This is a genomic window from Atribacterota bacterium (assembly GCA_028717805.1).
Classification (GTDB): Bacteria; Atribacterota; Phoenicimicrobiia; order Phoenicimicrobiales; family Stramentimicrobiaceae; genus Stramentimicrobium.
This window is the reverse complement of record JAQUNC010000002.1, coordinates 13,890-30,694: the sequence shown is the minus strand read 5'-3', so window position 1 is coordinate 30,694 and position 16,805 is coordinate 13,890. Positions and strand designations below refer to the sequence as shown.

21 protein-coding genes are annotated in these 16,805 nt (G+C 33.9%); all 21 read left to right on the top strand.

Annotation, left to right across the window (positions count from 1 at the left end; translation table 11 throughout):
- Positions 1-239 precede the first annotated feature (239 nt).
- On the top strand, positions 240-485 hold the full coding sequence (gene rpmE, locus PHD84_00730) for a 50S ribosomal protein L31 (protein ID MDD5636336.1): 246 nt from the start codon (positions 240-242) through the stop codon (positions 483-485).
- A gap of 129 nt (positions 486-614) precedes the next feature.
- Positions 615-1,208 carry a thymidine kinase gene (locus tag PHD84_00725; protein ID MDD5636335.1) on the top strand — a complete coding sequence of 198 codons (594 nt, stop codon included), beginning with the start codon at positions 615-617 and terminating at the stop codon, positions 1,206-1,208.
- A 23-nt stretch (positions 1,209-1,231) separates the two neighbouring features.
- Positions 1,232-1,921 carry an FAD-dependent thymidylate synthase gene (gene thyX / locus PHD84_00720; GenBank protein ID MDD5636334.1) on the top strand — a complete coding sequence of 230 codons (690 nt, stop codon included), beginning with the start codon at positions 1,232-1,234 and terminating at the stop codon, positions 1,919-1,921.
- Between the two features lie 79 nt (positions 1,922-2,000).
- Complete coding sequence (gene prfA, locus PHD84_00715) at positions 2,001-3,029, top strand: peptide chain release factor 1 (protein ID MDD5636333.1); 1,029 nt, start codon at positions 2,001-2,003, stop codon at positions 3,027-3,029.
- Positions 3,030-3,327: 298 nt separating this feature from the next.
- On the top strand, positions 3,328-4,260 hold the full coding sequence (gene prmC / locus PHD84_00710) for a peptide chain release factor N(5)-glutamine methyltransferase (GenBank protein ID MDD5636332.1): 933 nt from the start codon (positions 3,328-3,330) through the stop codon (positions 4,258-4,260).
- Between the two features lie 11 nt (positions 4,261-4,271).
- The gene (locus PHD84_00705; GenBank protein MDD5636331.1) at positions 4,272-4,772 is read left to right on the top strand and encodes a hypothetical protein; all 501 of its coding nucleotides are present in this window, start codon (positions 4,272-4,274) and stop codon (positions 4,770-4,772) included.
- Positions 4,765-5,223, top strand: coding sequence for a ribose 5-phosphate isomerase B (rpiB, locus tag PHD84_00700; GenBank protein ID MDD5636330.1), 459 nt, complete (start codon positions 4,765-4,767; stop codon positions 5,221-5,223). The genes PHD84_00705 and rpiB overlap by 8 nt, the downstream gene beginning before the upstream one ends.
- A gap of 73 nt (positions 5,224-5,296) precedes the next feature.
- On the top strand, positions 5,297-5,926 hold the full coding sequence (gene upp / locus PHD84_00695) for a uracil phosphoribosyltransferase (protein MDD5636329.1): 630 nt from the start codon (positions 5,297-5,299) through the stop codon (positions 5,924-5,926).
- Positions 5,927-6,197: 271 nt separating this feature from the next.
- Complete coding sequence (locus tag PHD84_00690) at positions 6,198-6,653, top strand: cytidine/deoxycytidylate deaminase family protein (GenBank protein ID MDD5636328.1); 456 nt, start codon at positions 6,198-6,200, stop codon at positions 6,651-6,653.
- A complete protein-coding gene (gene wecB, locus PHD84_00685) occupies positions 6,634-7,833 on the top strand; it encodes a UDP-N-acetylglucosamine 2-epimerase (non-hydrolyzing) (GenBank protein ID MDD5636327.1) in 1,200 nt (399 codons plus the stop codon). Before PHD84_00690 ends, wecB begins: the two co-directional genes overlap by 20 nt.
- A gap of 225 nt (positions 7,834-8,058) precedes the next feature.
- The gene (locus tag PHD84_00680; GenBank protein MDD5636326.1) at positions 8,059-8,310 is read left to right on the top strand and encodes a hypothetical protein; all 252 of its coding nucleotides are present in this window, start codon (positions 8,059-8,061) and stop codon (positions 8,308-8,310) included.
- Between the two features lie 10 nt (positions 8,311-8,320).
- Positions 8,321-8,527, top strand: a complete 207-nt coding sequence (locus PHD84_00675; protein MDD5636325.1) for a hypothetical protein — start codon at positions 8,321-8,323, stop codon at positions 8,525-8,527.
- Between the two features lie 29 nt (positions 8,528-8,556).
- Positions 8,557-9,144, top strand: coding sequence for a hypothetical protein (locus PHD84_00670; GenBank protein MDD5636324.1), 588 nt, complete (start codon positions 8,557-8,559; stop codon positions 9,142-9,144).
- A gap of 819 nt (positions 9,145-9,963) precedes the next feature.
- Entirely contained in the window at positions 9,964-10,650 is a 687-nt protein-coding gene (locus PHD84_00665; GenBank protein ID MDD5636323.1) for a rhomboid family intramembrane serine protease, read from the top strand.
- 140 nt (positions 10,651-10,790) lie between these two features.
- Positions 10,791-11,732: a hexose kinase gene (locus tag PHD84_00660; GenBank protein ID MDD5636322.1), complete on the top strand. Its 942-nt coding sequence runs from the start codon at positions 10,791-10,793 to the stop codon at positions 11,730-11,732.
- 20 nt (positions 11,733-11,752) lie between these two features.
- Positions 11,753-12,226 (top strand): CBS domain-containing protein, encoded by a 474-nt coding sequence (locus PHD84_00655; GenBank protein ID MDD5636321.1) that lies wholly within the window; start codon positions 11,753-11,755, stop codon positions 12,224-12,226.
- Positions 12,223-12,909, top strand: coding sequence for a dTMP kinase (gene tmk, locus PHD84_00650; GenBank protein MDD5636320.1), 687 nt, complete (start codon positions 12,223-12,225; stop codon positions 12,907-12,909). The genes PHD84_00655 and tmk overlap by 4 nt, the downstream gene beginning before the upstream one ends.
- 22 nt (positions 12,910-12,931) lie before the next feature.
- On the top strand, positions 12,932-13,945 hold the full coding sequence (gene holB, locus PHD84_00645; protein MDD5636319.1) for a DNA polymerase III subunit delta': 1,014 nt from the start codon (positions 12,932-12,934) through the stop codon (positions 13,943-13,945).
- A gap of 2 nt (positions 13,946-13,947) precedes the next feature.
- Positions 13,948-14,832, top strand: a complete 885-nt coding sequence (locus PHD84_00640; protein ID MDD5636318.1) for a stage 0 sporulation family protein — start codon at positions 13,948-13,950, stop codon at positions 14,830-14,832.
- Positions 14,795-15,487 (top strand): methyltransferase, encoded by a 693-nt coding sequence (locus PHD84_00635; GenBank protein MDD5636317.1) that lies wholly within the window; start codon positions 14,795-14,797, stop codon positions 15,485-15,487. The genes PHD84_00640 and PHD84_00635 overlap by 38 nt, the downstream gene beginning before the upstream one ends.
- Before the next feature lie 315 nt (positions 15,488-15,802).
- Positions 15,803-16,687: a 16S rRNA (cytidine(1402)-2'-O)-methyltransferase gene (gene rsmI / locus PHD84_00630; protein ID MDD5636316.1), complete on the top strand. Its 885-nt coding sequence runs from the start codon at positions 15,803-15,805 to the stop codon at positions 16,685-16,687.
- The last annotated feature ends 118 nt before the right edge of the window (positions 16,688-16,805 follow it).

The window sequence follows — 16,805 nt, the reverse complement described above, 5'->3', positions numbered from 1 at the left end:
TTTAAGCATAAGGATGGAGAAAAAAAGTTAATAGAAAAAAGTACTTATTACCTTTGACGCTTAAAAGTACTTGTGTTATAATTTCATAGTGTTTTTTGGTAGAAAGTTTTTGTTACCTATAATTAATAATCCACTGTTTGAAATGTATTAAAAAAAGAAATGGATAGTTTTAAAGTTGCAAGAGGAACTGCCCCCTTGAGTTTAGGGCTGATATTATTAAGAATGAAGGTGAAATGATAATGAAAAAAGGAATTCATCCTAAATATGGAAAAGCTAAAGTAATCTGTGCCTGTGGAAATAGTTTTGAAACTCAATCTACAAAAGAGTTAATAAGGGTAGAGGTATGTTCTGCCTGCCATCCTTTCTTTACCGGGGAACAGAAGATCTTTGATTCTGCTGGTAGAGTCGAGAAGTTTAATAGGAGATATAATTTGGAACAGGAATTAGGGAAAAGCAAGAAAAACCAGGAAATAAAAGAGGAATAAATAACGATTCATCAGATAATGAATAAGTAGTATTACCATATTATTATAAAGAAAGAAAAAACAGGGCAAAGGCTCTGTTTTTTATTATAAGTTTTTGTTTAGGAAATATAGACAAGGGAGGAATACAGGATGCAGGAAACCTGTTCCGGGGGTAGTATAGAAGTAATTTGTGGAAGCATGTTTAGTGGGAAAAGTGAAGAATTGATAAGAAGAGTACGTCGTGTGCAGATTGCCCGAAAAAAAGTGCAGATATTTAAACCTTTAATAGATAATCGTTATCAGGTACAATATATCTATTCCCATAATGGTAGTAAGGTTGAAGCTACCTGTATTAAAAAAGCATTAGAGATTCTGAATGAAGTTAAACCTGATACTGAAGTCATTGCTATTGATGAAGCACAATTTTTTGACCGAAAAATTGTAGAGGTTTGCCAGTTATTGGCAAATCAGGGCAAGAGAGTGATTGTAGCAGGGCTTGACCAGAACTTTCGAGGCGAACCATTCGGTTCTATGCCTGAGTTGCTGGCTATTGCTGAATATGTTGATAAACTTCATGCTATTTGTATGGTGTGTGGGAAAACAGCTACCAGAACTCAAAGATTGGTCAATGGTAAACCGGCTGATTATAACGACCCAACCATTCTTATTGGTGCTAAGGAAAGTTATGAAGCACGATGTAGAGTGCATCATGAAGTTATCAATAAACCAGCCCAGAAAAGTTAATATTGGTAGGGAATAAAAGTACTATGAAGGTTCAAATATTAAACTATACCAGGTTTCCAGAAGAGACGGTTGCCCAAGCAGCTCGGCTTTGTTATTCGAATAAAACTATTGATCAGTTAAAAGAAGAAACTGCAGAGGAAAAAAACGATATAATAATAAAAAAGATTATGAAGTTAGGGCATTATTCTGTCCTGGAACATGTCTCTTTTACCTTTGGAATTGAGGATATATCAAGGATTACTTCACATCAACTGGTCAGGCATCGGATAGCTTCTTTTTCCCAGAAGAGCCAAAGATATGTCAAGTTGGGGAAAAAACAAAACCATATCACCCCTAAAAGCATCCGGAATAACAATAGTGACTTGTTATTGAAATTTCAGGAACTTTCCCAGAGTTGTTTTTCTTTTTATCGGGAAATGTTAGCACAGGGAATTCCAGCTGAAGATGCTCGATATATTTTACCCCAGTCGGTTACTACCAGTATTATTTTTACTGCTAATGCTCGTGAATTAATACATTTTTTTAGATTGAGATGCTGTAATAGGGCACAATGGGAAATAAGAGAGCTGGCAATTTCTATGTTGAAGCTGGTAAAAGAAATTGCTCCTCATATTTTTCAAGATTCCGGACCATCTTGCCTGATAGGTCCATGTCCTGAAGGAGAAATGACCTGTGGTAAGCCCTGGAGCAGAGAACAATCAGGCAATAACTAAGAAAGATATTATAATAATTTCTAATTTTAATATGAGTAGGTGTAAAATCTTTATTGAATTTGGAAAGTAGTGAGAATATATGTTTAAGGTATTAGATGACATTGAAAAGGAATATCAGTCTTTAAATCAACAATTATCCCAACCGGAAATAATTGCTAATCAGGAACAATTTCAAAAATTGGCTAAAAGACATAGTGAAATTGCCAGGATTGCCCAGCTTTATATTGAATACAAAAAAATTGAGCAGGAAATCCTGGAAAATGAGCAGTTTAGAACAAATGAGCAAGATCCTGAATTAAAAGAAATGATTAATGAAGAATTAGAATTGCTCAATCAAAAGAAGGATAAGATAAAAGATTCTATACAGGAATTATTAAATCCGGAAGATCCCAGAAATAAGAAAAATATCATTGTGGAGATCAGGGCTGGTGCTGGGGGAGAGGAAGCAGCACTTTTTGTAAGTGATTTGTTTCGGATGTATTCCCGTTTTGCAGAAAGAAACCACTGGAAGGTAGAAGTGATGAATTCTAATCCCACTGAAATTGGCGGTTTTAAGGAAATTATCTTTGGTATTTCTGGTAAAAATGTCTTTGGTTCCTTAAAACAAGAAAGTGGGGTACATAGAGTACAGAGAATCCCTGTTACTGAATCGGGAGGCCGAATTCATACCTCTACGATTACTGTAGCTATCTTACCGGAGGCTGAAGAAATTGAAATGGAAATTAATTATAATGAGTTGAAGATTGATCGTTTTCGTTCAACCGGTCCCGGAGGACAGAGCGTTAATACTACCGATTCTGCAGTAAGAATTACCCATCTTCCCACCGGGATTGTGGTTACCTGTCAGGATGAAAAATCTCAGCATAAAAATAAAGCCAAAGCACTGAAGATATTGAGAGCACGCTTATTGGATCGTATACAGGGGGAACATAACAAGGAAATCGAACAGCAGAGGAGAAAACAGGTGGGCACTGGAGATCGGAGTGAACGCATTAGAACTTATAATTTTCCGCAAAATCGTGTTACCGATCATCGTATTAATGTAAATTTCTATAATTTAGAGGATATATTGGACGGTAACTTATTTGAAATTATTGAACACTTTTAGTATCGGAATTTTTTAAAATTCCGATACTAAAAGTGTTCTTTTTGAGTAAAGAAATATATTTTAAAATTAGATTTAAAGATAAAGTAATCAAGGGAGATACTCCCTGAAATCCCTCAAAGAGTATAAATTTTTAAAGAAAATTCAATCTTATTTTACAAACAATATAAAAAATATTAAATATTGAATAAATATCAGAATAACAGCATATTACACTATACGGTATAATCTATACTGTATATTAATATGGGGATTCCCAAGGTGGAAGAGTTCCATTTGAAAACTTGAGGAAAGAACTTAAATGACGGCTATTTTTTTAAACAATTCCCTAGAGCAAAAAAATGAACAATATATCGGAGATCTTCTCAGCAAAGGTAAACTATTATTAGAAAGAAGTGGCAATAATACAGCTGAGCAGGAATCTGTTTTATTGCTGAGTTATTTATTAGACAGGGAAAAGAGTTATTTATTTCTGAATAGACATTTACCAGTTTCTCGAATAAAAATAAAACGATATTACCGGTGGATTAGAGAAAGAAGAATGGGGATTCCTATTCAATATATTACTGGTTTTCAGAATTTTATGGGATTAGAATTGGCTGTATCAGAAGGAGTATTTATTCCAAGAGCAGAAACAGAGATACTGGTGGAGAAAGTTATACAATTGATTGAGATGATACCTGAGAAAAAACAATTCTGTTTAATGGATATAGGTGTTGGTTGCGGAGCAATACCTATTGCTATTTGCTATTATTTGCAAAAAAAGAATAAATATATGAATTTCCATGCTGTTGACATTTCTATAGAAGCTATTAAATTAGCTTCAATGAATGCTAAAAAATTTCATTGTCAGAAAAATATTTACCTCTATCAGGGAAATCTCTTTCAACCTTGCCAGAAAAATAATTATTTGAATACTTTTGATGGGATTATCTCCAATCCTCCTTACCTGAGCCAAACAGAGTGGAATAGCTTGCCTGATGAAATTCGTCTTTTTGAACCACCGGGAGCGTTCCTGGGAGGAGAAAAAGGTCTTAATTTCTATGAAAAGATAATATTTGATGCCCCTGCATTCTTAAAACCCGGTGGATTTTTGGCTTTAGAAATTGGTCATCAACAAAAATATGATGTTTACCGGATGATAAAAAATAATACCAATTTTCAAAAAGAAATCATCGCCTTCAGTGATTATTATCAGCATGATAGAGGTATTATAGCATTTAAAAACAGCTAAGAGCTAAAATAATGAGGAAAAAGTTGGAAAAGAAAAATATTCTATTTGTTTGCACTGGTAATACCTGTCGCAGTGTAATAGCTCAAGTTCTGTTTCAAAAGTTAAAAGAAGATCTATATCCCGAACTGGGCTACCAAGCAGAATCAGCGGGTATTGCAGCTAATAATGGAGTTTCCCCAAGCAAAGAAGCTGTTTTCAGTTTAGCTAAACAAGGTATAGACATTACCACTCATCAAGCCAAAATTGTTGACAGTAAGCTCATCAAAAAATCTTCTCTTATTCTGGCTATGACCCACCAGCAACTAAATTATCTGCAAGAGCATTTTCCCTGGGCAAAAAATAGGATGCATCTGTTTAGACTTTTTTGTCATCAAAAAAAGTGTATGAAGAATGATGAGATAGAAGATCCCTATGGTAGAGGAATAGTCCTTTATGACGAAATCTATAAACGATTAAAACAGGATATCATGTTATTATTTTCTTATTTAAGAAAGGAGTTCAAAGATGAATAAGATTAATAAAATTGCTATAGCCAGTGATCATGGTGGATATGAACTAAAGAACGAGATTATCAATTATTTAAAAGAGAAGCTCTGTATCTATAAAGACTTCGGATGCTATGATTCAAAGCCTGTAAACTATCCTGATTATGCTTTGAAAGTTGGTAAAGCCATTGTAAATAATGAGTATCAATTTGGTATTCTTATCTGTGGTACTGGCATCGGAATGTCAATTGCTGCAAATAAAATCAAAGGAATCAGGGCTTCTTTATGCCACGATACCTTTTCTGCCCGAATGGCAAAAGAACATAATAATGCTAATATTTTAACAATGGGGGGAAGGGTGATGGGGAAGGGTTTGGCAAGAGAAATAGTTAAAGTTTGGTTGATGACTGAATTTAGCCAAGAAAGTCGTCATATTGTTAGATTACAAAAAGTCGAAGATATTTATGAGCAGATATAAAATATTATCGTAACAATAATCGGGAAAATAGAAAGTTAGAAAAGCAACATAAATCAAATAAGGAGGAGCTATTTTGAAAGAAGTAATAATCTTGGATCATCCCTTAATTCAGCATAAATTGACCATGATCAGAAATAAGAAAACAGATGTAAAGGATTTTCGGGAAATTGTGGAAGAATTGTCTAATTTGATGGCTTATGAAGTAACTAGAGATATCACCTTGAAGGATATCAAAATTGAAACCCCCATTGCTAAAACTACCGGCAAAATCATTGCTGGTAAAAAAATGGCAATTGTAGCTATATTGCGGGCTGGACTGGGAATGGTTGGCGGAATTCTACGCTTAATACCTTCCGCAAAAGTAGGTCATGTTGGTATATATCGTGATCCGAAAACACTTAAACCGATTAGTTATTATGCTAAATTACCGGAAGATATTGATAAAAGGGATGTTATTGTCGTTGATCCAATGTTGGCTACCGGGGGGACCGCAGTAGCAACGATTGAATATATTAGAAGGTTTACCAAATCTACTATAAAGTTTATGTGCTTGGTTGCTGCTCCTGAGGGTATCAAAATGATTAGAAAAAACTATAAAGATGTTTTAATTTATACTGCTACCGTTGATGAAGGATTAAATGAACATGCCTATATAGTGCCTGGTTTAGGAGATGCCGGAGATCGCCTATTTGGCACGAAATAATTCATTTGCTATTTGTATCGTATATATCGTATATATAAAATAATGTGATGAGTGATGAATAATTAAGATATAGAAAGAAATAAAATATTGCTATTTTTAACTAAAAGCTAAAAACCGAAAATGGAAAATTTTGAATAAAGACACTAATCACTGGTAATTCATTGCGAATTACCGTATTAAAGATGCAATTAGATACTACGCATTACGAAAATAAATATACTGTATAACGGGTATGCTTATTTAGAGTGCCTAACATTTTTGGAGAGGTATCATGTCCAGACCATCGTGGGATGAATATTTTATGCAAATTGCCATACTGGTGTCAAGCAGGTCCACCTGTTTAAGAAGGAAGGTAGGGGCAATCATTGTAAAGGATAAACGTATCCTAACCACCGGCTATAACGGTGTGCCAAGAGCTTTAGCCCATTGTGGGGAAGTGGGTTGTTTACGTGTGAAAATGGGAATTCCTTCAGGAAAAAACCAAGAATTATGCAGGGGATTACATGCTGAACAGAATGCTATTATTCAAGCCGCATTACATGGTATCAGTATCCAGAATAGCATTCTTTATTGTACTGAACAACCATGTATTACCTGTAGTAAAATGATTATTAATGCTGGTATTATTAAGGTTATTTACCTGAATAGTTATCCAGATGAATTAGCTAGAAAATTATTAGGAGAAGCCGGGGTAGAGGAAATTCGTTATGCAGAGAAATGCAGATAAAAAAATTAAGATTGCCTTTATTTTTGGAACCAGGCCAGAATCAATTAAAATGTATCCTGTTATTCAAGAAGTAAAGAAGTATTCCCACTGGATAGAGCCAGTCATAATTTTAACTGCTCAACATAGGGAAATGCTTGATCAAATGATAAATCTTTTTCAAATTCAGTCAAAGATAGACCTTGGTATAATGGAACATGGGCAATCACTATCCCAAATAAATTCTTTATCTTTGCTTAAATTAGAGGGGGTCTTTAAAAAAACTCAACCTGATTTAGTACTGGTGCAGGGAGATACAACCACTACTTTTTCAGGTGCCCTGGCAGCTTTTTATCAAAAGATAAAGGTAGGACACATTGAAGCTGGATTGAGAACTTTCAAAAAGTACTATCCTTTTCCAGAGGAGATAAATAGACGTTTAACTACAGTTCTGGCAGACTATCATTTTACCCCAACTCCCCTAACAGCCAAAATATTGGAAAAGGAAGGTATTGCGAGAGAAAACATTTTTATTACTGGCAATACGGTTATTGATGCCTTGCTTCTTATGCAAGAAGATAAGTTTCAATTTATGGATAGCAGAATCAATAAGTTAATAGACCAGAAGAAGCAGATAATATTGATAACAATTCACAGGCGAGAGAATTGGGGAGAACCTCTGGCAAAGGTATGCCAGGCTTTAATCGAGATACAACGAAAACACAAAAATACTGTTATTCTTTTCCCTATTCATAAAAATCCAATTATCAGGAAAGTTGTTACTAAATATCTTCAAGATAAAGAGAACATTATTTTACTGGAGCCATTGGATTATAGAGAAATGGCCAATTTAATGGCTTTATCAACTATAATTTTAACTGATTCAGGAGGAATTCAAGAAGAAGCTCCGGCATTAGGTAAGCCGGTATTAATCTTAAGAACGGAAACAGAGAGGCCTGAAGTGCTAAAAATAGGTGCAGCTAAATTAGTTGGAACTAATATTGTAACTATCTGTAGAGAAGTGGATGGATTATTAAGCAACTCGGATTATTATCACAAAATGGTAGTAAAAAAATCTCCTTATGGAGATGGTTTGGCTGCGAAAAGGATTATTCAATATCTCCTTTATCAATATCATTTCCTGAAACATCTCCCCAAAGAATTTCCCCCCAATGCAAATTTATTAGATATTAGAAACTACTAACTATTTTCTACTATAGTTAATAAATAGCAGGTCTATAGTGTAACCTATGTCCTAAATCAAAAGTGTTACCTATGTATTGGTTAAACCTTAAACCCCGGGAATTATATCTATGTAACGTCCTACGTCAGACTGTGTGAAAACTCATCTTTTACCTGCCTAACAGCACATAACATGGTATAATAAAAGCATTAACAATAATACAAAAGAAAGCTAAAGGTAAATACCATGTCCTATATCTCAGGTGAAGACCGTAACCAAAGTATCCTCTTTCCACAAAGTCTGGAAGAATACATTGCTTCTGATAATCCGGTACGCATTATTAATGAATATGTAACCCAGCTAGACTTAAAGGCACTAAAGTTTACCCATGCCAGCCCTAAGGAGAAAGGCAGAGCTCCTTATCATCCCGGGGATATGTTAAGAATCTACTTATACGGTTATCTCAATCATATCCGCTCCTCCAGACGCCAGACGTAATGTAGAACTCATGTGGTTATTAAGAAAACTCACTCCTGACTTTAAGACTATAGCTGATTTTCGCAAAGATAACAAGAAAGCCTTAGTTCAAGCCTTCCGGGATTTCACCCGCCTGTGCAACAACTGGCAGCTCTTCGGCAAAGAACTTATTGCCATTGACGGCTCCAAGTTCCGCGCCTCAACAGCAAGCGTAACAACTACTCTAAAAAGAAACTAACCCGTAATATCAACTACATTAATGAGAAGATGGCCGGTTATCTTACAGAGTTGGATGAAGCCGATCAGGCAGAATCTGTTGACCGCAAACCTAATGCTACTGAGGTGCAAAAGAGGATAAATCAGCTCAAAGAGAGAAAAGCCAAATACCAGGGTTATCAGGATAATCTGGAGAAGAACAACACAAATGAACTTTCCAGCACCGATCCGGATGCCCGGCTGATGAATAACAACCACAGGGTTGAAGTTAGCTATAATGTGCAAACTTCCGTAGATGCCAAATGTAATCTTATTGCTGATTTTAAGGTAACCGATAAACCTAATGACCAAAGGCAGTTAGCACCCATGGCCTTACGGAGTAAAAAGATATTAGGCAAGAATAACTTTACCGTATTGGCTGATAAGGGCTATTACCATATTCATGATTTAGTTTATTGTCATAAGAAGAAGATCACTAACTATGTTCCCAAGAAGGTCTATACCAATTCTACCGGAGATAAGCAATTTTTCCTGGATCAGTTTTGCTATGATCCCCTGGATAATTGTTATTACTGCCCTGCCGGTAAGAGGTTATCCTATTACAGGAGCAAAAGAGAATATGGCCAACTGATCGGTTAGGAATACCGTAATCGAAAAGCCTGCCAGAACTGCCCGGTCAAAACTCGCTGTATTAAAAATGCCAAGGAAGAACTATTTTCCGGCATATAGACCAGGACATCTTAGATGATATTGATAGAAAAACCCGGGAGAATCTAAAAACTTACAAGCTCAGGCAGATGATTGTGGAACATCCTTCGGTACCATCAAAAGGGCCTGGGATGCCTCCTATTTCCTGACCAGGCGAAAGGCTTCGGTTAGCGCCGAGATGGCCTTAACACTATTGGCTTATAATCTAAAGCGGGTAGTCAATATCCTGGGAACAGAGGAAATCTTAAGAAGATTAAGAGAAAATAGCCAGGCAGTACTGATATAGGAAGCCGGTATTTCCTTTTTTCTTTTCTATTATTTTATCAAAGAACGATAAAGGCTAAATAAGTTACAAAATCTGTTTTTTAATAAAAATTTATTAGTATTTTTTACACGGTCTGTCGCCTTACAATGTTATACGGTATACTTTATACTGGTGTACTATATACTAATACATAGGATATTCCAGGGGAAGAATTCCTCTGGAATATCCTATTGTGTTATAATAAAAATCTGATATTTTTATACCATCTTTTGAGAAGGTGTTATATTATTAGTTAAATAAATTTGATTATCATAAAAATTAAGATATACAAGATGACTATTTTTTTATCTGGAGTGTACAATGAGTGCCGATATTGCTCCGGCAGATTCAGCAAAAAGAAAGATAAGAGGTAAGATAAAAAAATAATAACAAACTGGAATATAGCAACAACATTACAAGATGATAATGAGAGAAGCGGATAGATTATGTTACCATTGTGGGATGAAATACCAACCAGAAAAGTGCCAATAATCACCATAGTTCTTGTATTAATTAATTGTTTGGTCTATTATTATCAATTTTTTATAGTAATTGATCAAAATATATTTATTTATGCCTATGGATTAATTCCTTTTGAGATTACTAAAGGAGTAGATTTATTTCCGCCTGGTCCTTCTCCTATTTATTTTACTGTTCTTTCTTCTATGTTTATGCATGGTAGTTTTGTCCATCTATTTGGCAATATGCTTTATCTATGGATTTTTGGGAACAACGTGGAAGATTATCTGGGAAAATTTCGCTATATCATTTTTTATGTACTATCGGGAGTTTTTGCTGCTTTGGGGCAAGTAATAGTCAGTTCAAATTCCCAGATACCCATGATTGGAGCTAGTGGAGCAGTGGCTGGTGTTTTGGGTGCTTATTTTATCCTTTTTCCGAGAGCAAGAATTACTACTCTTATCTTTTTTGGATTCTTTATTAGATTAATAAAATTGCCAGCATTATTTGTATTAGGACTCTGGATTATCTTTCAATTGTTCTATGGCTTGTCAGACTTATCATCATCGGGAGGAGTAACAGGTGTTGCCTGGTTTGCTCATATTGGAGGATTTATCGGGGGAATAATTTTAATTAAATTATTTAATACCAGAAAAAGGCATTATTATCAATAACCATATAATAATTAAAGAAATCACACTTGGGGACAGGAAAACATTTAGGTTGGAAGTTGCCTTTTTGCTTATTTTGGTCAATTAAGATATAATTTTTAATGACTTGATAGGAAAAATTTTTTATTATCAGGAAAAAGAAGATGATTACTACGGTAACTCTTAATCCATCTCTTGATATGATACTGAAGTTAGATAGGCTCAAGCTGAACCAGTATAATTTAGTAAAAAGAGTAACCAGAATTCCAGGTGGAAAGGGTATTAATATTTCTAAGGCAGTTAGGGTTTATGGGCTTGAAACCATGGCTTTAGGTTTTTTAGGTGGCCATAATAGTCATTATATTACAGAACAACTCAGGCAATATTCTATTACTACCAACTTCTGGCATATTGAAGAAGAAACCAGGGAAAATGTGATTATCATTGAAGAAAATAATAATACCCATACCTTGTTAAGTGAACCGGGGCCTGAGATATCTGAGCATGATCTTAATCATTTTAAGTCAATATTTTTCAGAGTGATGGCTCAGAGTAAGGTTGTTGCTCTTTCTGGTAGTCTTCCCAGTAAGGTACCGGATGACGTATATTTTCAATTGATTGAATTAGCACACCAGAGAAATGTTCTTACTATTCTTGATGCCACGGGGACTGCCTTTGATAAGGGTTTACAGGCAAAGCCATTTTTAGCAAGACCAGATTTACGGGCTACAGGATACAGATTTTTCAATAAAAAAATAGACAGCCAAGAATCAGCATTGGAGATTGCTCAAGAAATTATTAAGCATGATGTAAAAATTGCTATTGTTTCTCTTGGGGATAATAAAGATGTTATTGTTACTGAGGAAGGGTCGTGGTTAGCAGAAAGTACTGCTGATAGCTTTGTCAATATTGTTGGAAGAGATGAGTCAGTAATTGCTGGCTTTGCTATTAAAATTACTTCAGAAGAGAAAGAGCAAATGGCCGATATCATTCAGTTTGCTATGGCTTGCGGCTTAGCTAGTTCTCTTACTGATAGTGAGGTATTTCACAGTAGAGATGATATCACCGCCTGTCTGCCCTCCATTAAAGTAACTGAACTAAAATGATTAACAAACAGGAGCACTAATTGAAAATAAAAGATTTTATGCATAGAAATACAGCCAGTGTATTATCTAATTGTAGTTTAGAAGAAGTAATTAAAATTATGGCTTTACAACGTATAAATGGTATTCCGATTGTAGATGAAAATCAAAAGGTTATTGGCTTTATTTCTCAGCATGATATCATAAAGGCACTATTGCCCAATTATTTAACGGTTATCAGTAGTAATATTTTTTTAACTGAATTTATACAACTTTCCAAGAAACTAAAAGAATATGCCCATTTCCAGGTAAAGGAATTTATGAACAAAGAAGTTATTACTATAAATGAGGATGATAATGAAGTTATGGCCGCTGATTTGTTAATAAGATACAAAATCCACCATTTGCCAGTTTTACGTAATGGTTATCTGGCAGGAATTGTCACCATGAGGGATTTATTAAAGGCGATGATTGAACAAGAAGAAGAGCAAGAAAGCAATCAGGAGCAAGAAACATGAAAAAGAGTTTTTTTATTACCTTAGAAGGATTTGAAGGCTCTGGAAAAACTACCGTTGCTAAAAGATTATATCATATTTTCCTGAAAAATGGATTTGATACATTATTAACAAAAGAACCTGGCGGAACTTTAGTTGGTGATAAAATTCGTAAAATATTATTGGAAAGAGAAAGTGAGGGATTAGGTTATAAGGCAGAACTATTATTATTTGCTGCTTCGAGGGCAGAAAATGTCAGAATTAATATTAAACCTGCTTTAGAGAAGAATTTGATGGTAATATGTGATAGATATTTTGATTCTACGACTGCTTATCAGGGTTTTGGTCGAGGTATTGACATGAGTGTAATTAGCTATCTCAATAGTTTTGCCATAGAAGATATAATCCCAGATTTAACTATTTTTTTAGATGTTGATACTGCAATTGGATTAAAACGTGCAACCATGCCCAGTAATAATTCAGAACTACGCTTTGAAGATGAATTTCTTAAGAAAAAAGAAGTAAACGGGAAATTATTTTTAGAAAGAGTAAGAGATGGTTATTATCAAATTGCCCGACAGAATCCTGAGAGGATAAAGATAATTGATGCTAATCGTGATATCTCTATGGTGATTAAAGACATTATTGAAATAATTAACCCTAAACTAGCACAAAAGTTTAAGGAAGAATTTAGTTTAGAGTTATAGGAATTAAATAGATAGTAGGTATTTGGTTAATATTTTGAAAATGATTGATTTTGAACAGATAGTGGGACAGAAAAAGTCCATACAATTATTAAAAGCTTTAATAAAGTTTGACCGAATAGGGCATGCCTATCTTTTTGCCGGCAAAGAGGGTATTGGGAAAAAGATAACTGCCATAGCCTTTGCTAAGGCTATAAATTGTACTGGTTTATCTGAAAATTATAATCCCTGCAATCACTGTTCTTCCTGTTTGAAGATTGAAAAGGGTATTCATCCTGATTTTCAAATCATTTCCCCACTTAATTCAGTAATCACTATAGATCAGATTAGAGAAATCAAAAGCATTATCTATTGGCGACCCTTAGCAAGTAGAAAAAAAATATTTTTAATCAATGATGCTCATAAAATGACTATTGAGGCTTCCAATTCCTTATTAAAAATATTAGAAGAACCACCTGAATTTGCAGTTCTAATCTTAATTACTGCAGAACCCGAGATTATTTTACCGACTATTATTTCAAGATGTCACAGAATATCTTTTCAGCCGTTAAGAGTGGAAGAGCAAAAAGAAGTATTAACCAGGATGAACTTGCTATTAGATAATAGACAACTGGAAGATATTCTCTTGCTTTCTCCTGGTAGTCCCGGCAAAACAATAGAATTAGCCAGTGACCAGTCGAAGATGAAGAAAAAAAACAGGTATATTGATTGGTTAATAAAAACTAAACCAGAACAAATGGTAAGTAGTATCTTTTCCTCTCGTGATAATGAATTTACTGATATTATAGAATCTTTTTTAGATTTTGTGGAGATAATGATTTTATGGTTTCGTGATATACTATTTTTTAAGTTAGGATTGGCACAGAAAATGTTATGTTTTCCAAGCAGGATAGATATAATAAAAGAATTCGCCCAATACTATTCTCAAGAGAAGATAATCCTTATCTTAGATGATTTAACTGAAATACCGGAAAGAATAGAAAAACATATTAATCCTAAAATATTATTAGAAAATTTTATTATACGATTAGGTGATTAACAATGCCCAGAGTTATTGGAATACAATTTAGTAATTCAAACTTTATCTATTATTTTAAATATGGAAAGTATATCTTGGAGATAGGAGATTTTTGTGTTGTGAAAACATCATTGGGATTGGATATCGGAAAGGTTGTAACTCCAATTTTATATATAAAACCGGAAGAATTGGTGGAACCTCTCAAAAAAATTGTTCGCAAGGCAACAAAAAATGATTTTGAAAAATGGAAGGATATACAGTTAGATGAACAAGAAGCCCAACGCATAGGTGATGAAAAGATAAAAAAATATAAATTAGATATGCATCTTATTAATTGTAAGTACTTATTTGACAAAAGTCGTCTAATATTTTATTTTTATGCTGATAATCGAATAGATTTCCGTGAATTAGTCAAAGACCTGGCTGGGCAATTCAAAACAAAAATAGAGCTAAAACAGGTTGGTGTTAGAGATAAGGCAAAAATGGTAGGTGGACTGGGTATTTGCGGCAGACCATTGTGTTGTTCCAGCTTTTTAACTGAGTTTAAGCCGGTACCGATTAATGTGGCAAAGATGCAGAGTGTAGCCTTAAATCTTTCTAAGATATCTGGTACCTGTGGTCGGTTAAAGTGTTGTCTTAATTTTGAAGCCCAATTTTATCTGGAAGAATTAAAAAAATATCCCAAATTGGGTAGCCAGGTAAAAACGAAAGAAGGAAAAGAAGGAAAAGTAATAGAGGTTAATGTTTTAAGCAGATATATGATAATTGAAACTATAGAAAAAGAAGATAATGAAAATATCAAAAATAGGATTAAAGTACCTATTGAGGAATGGCAAAAGAATTATAACCAGATAAGTAGAGAAGTGCATCATGCAGAAAATGAATCTGCAGCCGGGGGAAATAATTGAATCATTGGGCAAATATCAGTTGAAAGTTATTCAGAATAAGTATAGCTATTGTTTTTCAATCGATTCCGTCTTATTAGCACAGTTTATAAAAATTAAGAATTGGGAAAAGATCATAGACCTGGGTACCGGTTGCGGAATAATTCCCCTGTTAATCTACCATCCCCAAAAAAATAATATTATTTATGGGGTAGAAATCCAGGAGAAATTAGTGTCTCTGGCTAGGAAAAACGTATCTCTCAATAATCTAGATAAACAGGTTTTTATTCTTCAGGAAGACATAAGCAATCTTAAAGAAAAGTTTTCTGGTGAATATTTTGATGTTATTACTGCCAATCCTCCCTATATCCCGGCTGGTAGAGGGAAAAGCAGTTCTAATAGTGAACAGTTAATAGCCCGGCATGAAATCAATATAAATTTAGAGAGCATGCTGAGGATAGCCAATTACCTTTTAAAAAAAGGAGGCAGGCTATACCTGATACATAGAGCAGATATTTTTATACCTGTAATAATGACTCTAAAGAAATATTATTTTGAACCGAAGATATTACAATTTGTCTATACCAAGAAAGATTATCAAGCTAAAAGATTTCTCCTGGAGGCAAGGAAAGAGGGAGGGACTGAGCTAAGAGTATTGACTCCCTTGTTTTTACCTTAATAAAAAATAAAACGAATATTTATGAAAAGTAACAGGTTCTAAATAAACTAAAAATGTTGTTACTTAAAAATAGCCATTGATAGTTTTTAGTTAATAGTTTTTTGCTTATAGTAAATAAATTTTATATAAAGTGTAAACACTACTCAAAATTAGTACAACTAATAATAAATATTAAATGATTTATCATTAACCAGAAAAACCTTTTTTAAAAGTATTAATAATTAAAGAAAATGTTTTAAGAATTATTTCCTTGAGTTTATTTATAACTAAAACCTATAAACATTAAACTAAAAATCCGGTAATAAGGTATTTTATATGAAAAAACAACAATCTGGTAAATTGTATATTTGCGGAACACCTATTGGTAACCTGGAGGATATTACCCTGCGTTGCCTGACAATTTTAAAAATAGTAGATTTAATTGCTGCAGAGGATACCCGCCATACTAAAATATTGTTAAATCATTACCAGATTAAGAAAGCAGTAATCAGTTATCATAAATACAGCAAAGAAAAGAGATTAGAATACATTTTACAACTGTTAAGAACAGGGAAAAATATTGCTTTGTTGTCAGATGCTGGCATGCCAGGTGTCTGTGATCCAGGATATGAATTAATAAATAAGGCTATTGAAAATAATATGGTCATTGTTCCTATTCCTGGTGTTTCAGCTTTAATTACAGCATTGGTAATTTCAGGATTTGCCATGCAAAGCTTTGTTTTTGAAGGATTTATTCCCAGAAAAAAAGGGGAGAAAGAAAGGTTTTTTTCAAATCTGAAAGATGAGAAAAGGACTATCATATTTTATGAAACTCCCCATAGGATTAAGGATTCCCTGGTAGCTCTCAAGCAGATAATGGGAGATAGAAGAATTGTTATAGCTCGGGAACTGACCAAAAAGTTTGAAGAAATAATCAGAGGAGATCTTTCCGGAGTAATAGATACCCTGAGCTCTAAGGAAATTAAGGGAGAAATGACTCTGGTTCTAGAAGGAAAATCAGCTATAAAAACAGAGTCAACCTTCTGTGATAAGGATTCCAGAAAAGAAGATAAGCTGGAAAAAGAAATTATGTATTACCTGCAAAAAGGTTATTATAACAAAGATATTGTATCTTTAATTGCTGAAGAGTATCATATATCTAAAAAATGGATTTATGAAAAGATCTTAGAATTGAAAAAGAATGCAAACAGACCTGATTAAAAATTATTTGTTTTAATCTTAAAGACATCTTAGGGAAAAGAAATAATGGTAAAAAAGTTTTTCTAAAAGGATTTATGGCACAAGACAGGTATATATTAAAGCTTTTTAAAATAAAACA

What these genes read in the sequence shown, in the direction of transcription:
- rpmE (MDD5636336.1), top strand. Translation starts at nt 240, where the DNA reads ATGAAAAAAGGAATTCATCCTAAATATGGAAAAGCTAAAGTAATCTGT.
- PHD84_00725 (MDD5636335.1), top strand. Translation starts at nt 615, where the DNA reads ATGCAGGAAACCTGTTCCGGGGGTAGTATAGAAGTAATTTGTGGAAGC.
- thyX (MDD5636334.1), top strand. Translation starts at nt 1,232, where the DNA reads ATGAAGGTTCAAATATTAAACTATACCAGGTTTCCAGAAGAGACGGTT.
- prfA (MDD5636333.1), top strand. Translation starts at nt 2,001, where the DNA reads ATGTTTAAGGTATTAGATGACATTGAAAAGGAATATCAGTCTTTAAAT.
- prmC (MDD5636332.1), top strand. Translation starts at nt 3,328, where the DNA reads ATGACGGCTATTTTTTTAAACAATTCCCTAGAGCAAAAAAATGAACAA.
- PHD84_00705 (MDD5636331.1), top strand. Translation starts at nt 4,272, where the DNA reads ATGAGGAAAAAGTTGGAAAAGAAAAATATTCTATTTGTTTGCACTGGT.
- rpiB (MDD5636330.1), top strand. Translation starts at nt 4,765, where the DNA reads ATGAATAAGATTAATAAAATTGCTATAGCCAGTGATCATGGTGGATAT.
- PHD84_00690 (MDD5636328.1), top strand. Translation starts at nt 6,198, where the DNA reads ATGTCCAGACCATCGTGGGATGAATATTTTATGCAAATTGCCATACTG.
- wecB (MDD5636327.1), top strand. Translation starts at nt 6,634, where the DNA reads ATGCAGAGAAATGCAGATAAAAAAATTAAGATTGCCTTTATTTTTGGA.
- PHD84_00680 (MDD5636326.1), top strand. Translation starts at nt 8,059, where the DNA reads ATGTCCTATATCTCAGGTGAAGACCGTAACCAAAGTATCCTCTTTCCA.
- PHD84_00675 (MDD5636325.1), top strand. Translation starts at nt 8,321, where the DNA reads ATGTGGTTATTAAGAAAACTCACTCCTGACTTTAAGACTATAGCTGAT.
- PHD84_00670 (MDD5636324.1), top strand. Translation starts at nt 8,557, where the DNA reads ATGGCCGGTTATCTTACAGAGTTGGATGAAGCCGATCAGGCAGAATCT.
- PHD84_00665 (MDD5636323.1), top strand. Translation starts at nt 9,964, where the DNA reads ATGTTACCATTGTGGGATGAAATACCAACCAGAAAAGTGCCAATAATC.
- PHD84_00660 (MDD5636322.1), top strand. Translation starts at nt 10,791, where the DNA reads ATGATTACTACGGTAACTCTTAATCCATCTCTTGATATGATACTGAAG.
- tmk (MDD5636320.1), top strand. Translation starts at nt 12,223, where the DNA reads ATGAAAAAGAGTTTTTTTATTACCTTAGAAGGATTTGAAGGCTCTGGA.
- PHD84_00640 (MDD5636318.1), top strand. Translation starts at nt 13,948, where the DNA reads ATGCCCAGAGTTATTGGAATACAATTTAGTAATTCAAACTTTATCTAT.
- PHD84_00635 (MDD5636317.1), top strand. Translation starts at nt 14,795, where the DNA reads ATGCAGAAAATGAATCTGCAGCCGGGGGAAATAATTGAATCATTGGGC.
- rsmI (MDD5636316.1), top strand. Translation starts at nt 15,803, where the DNA reads ATGAAAAAACAACAATCTGGTAAATTGTATATTTGCGGAACACCTATT.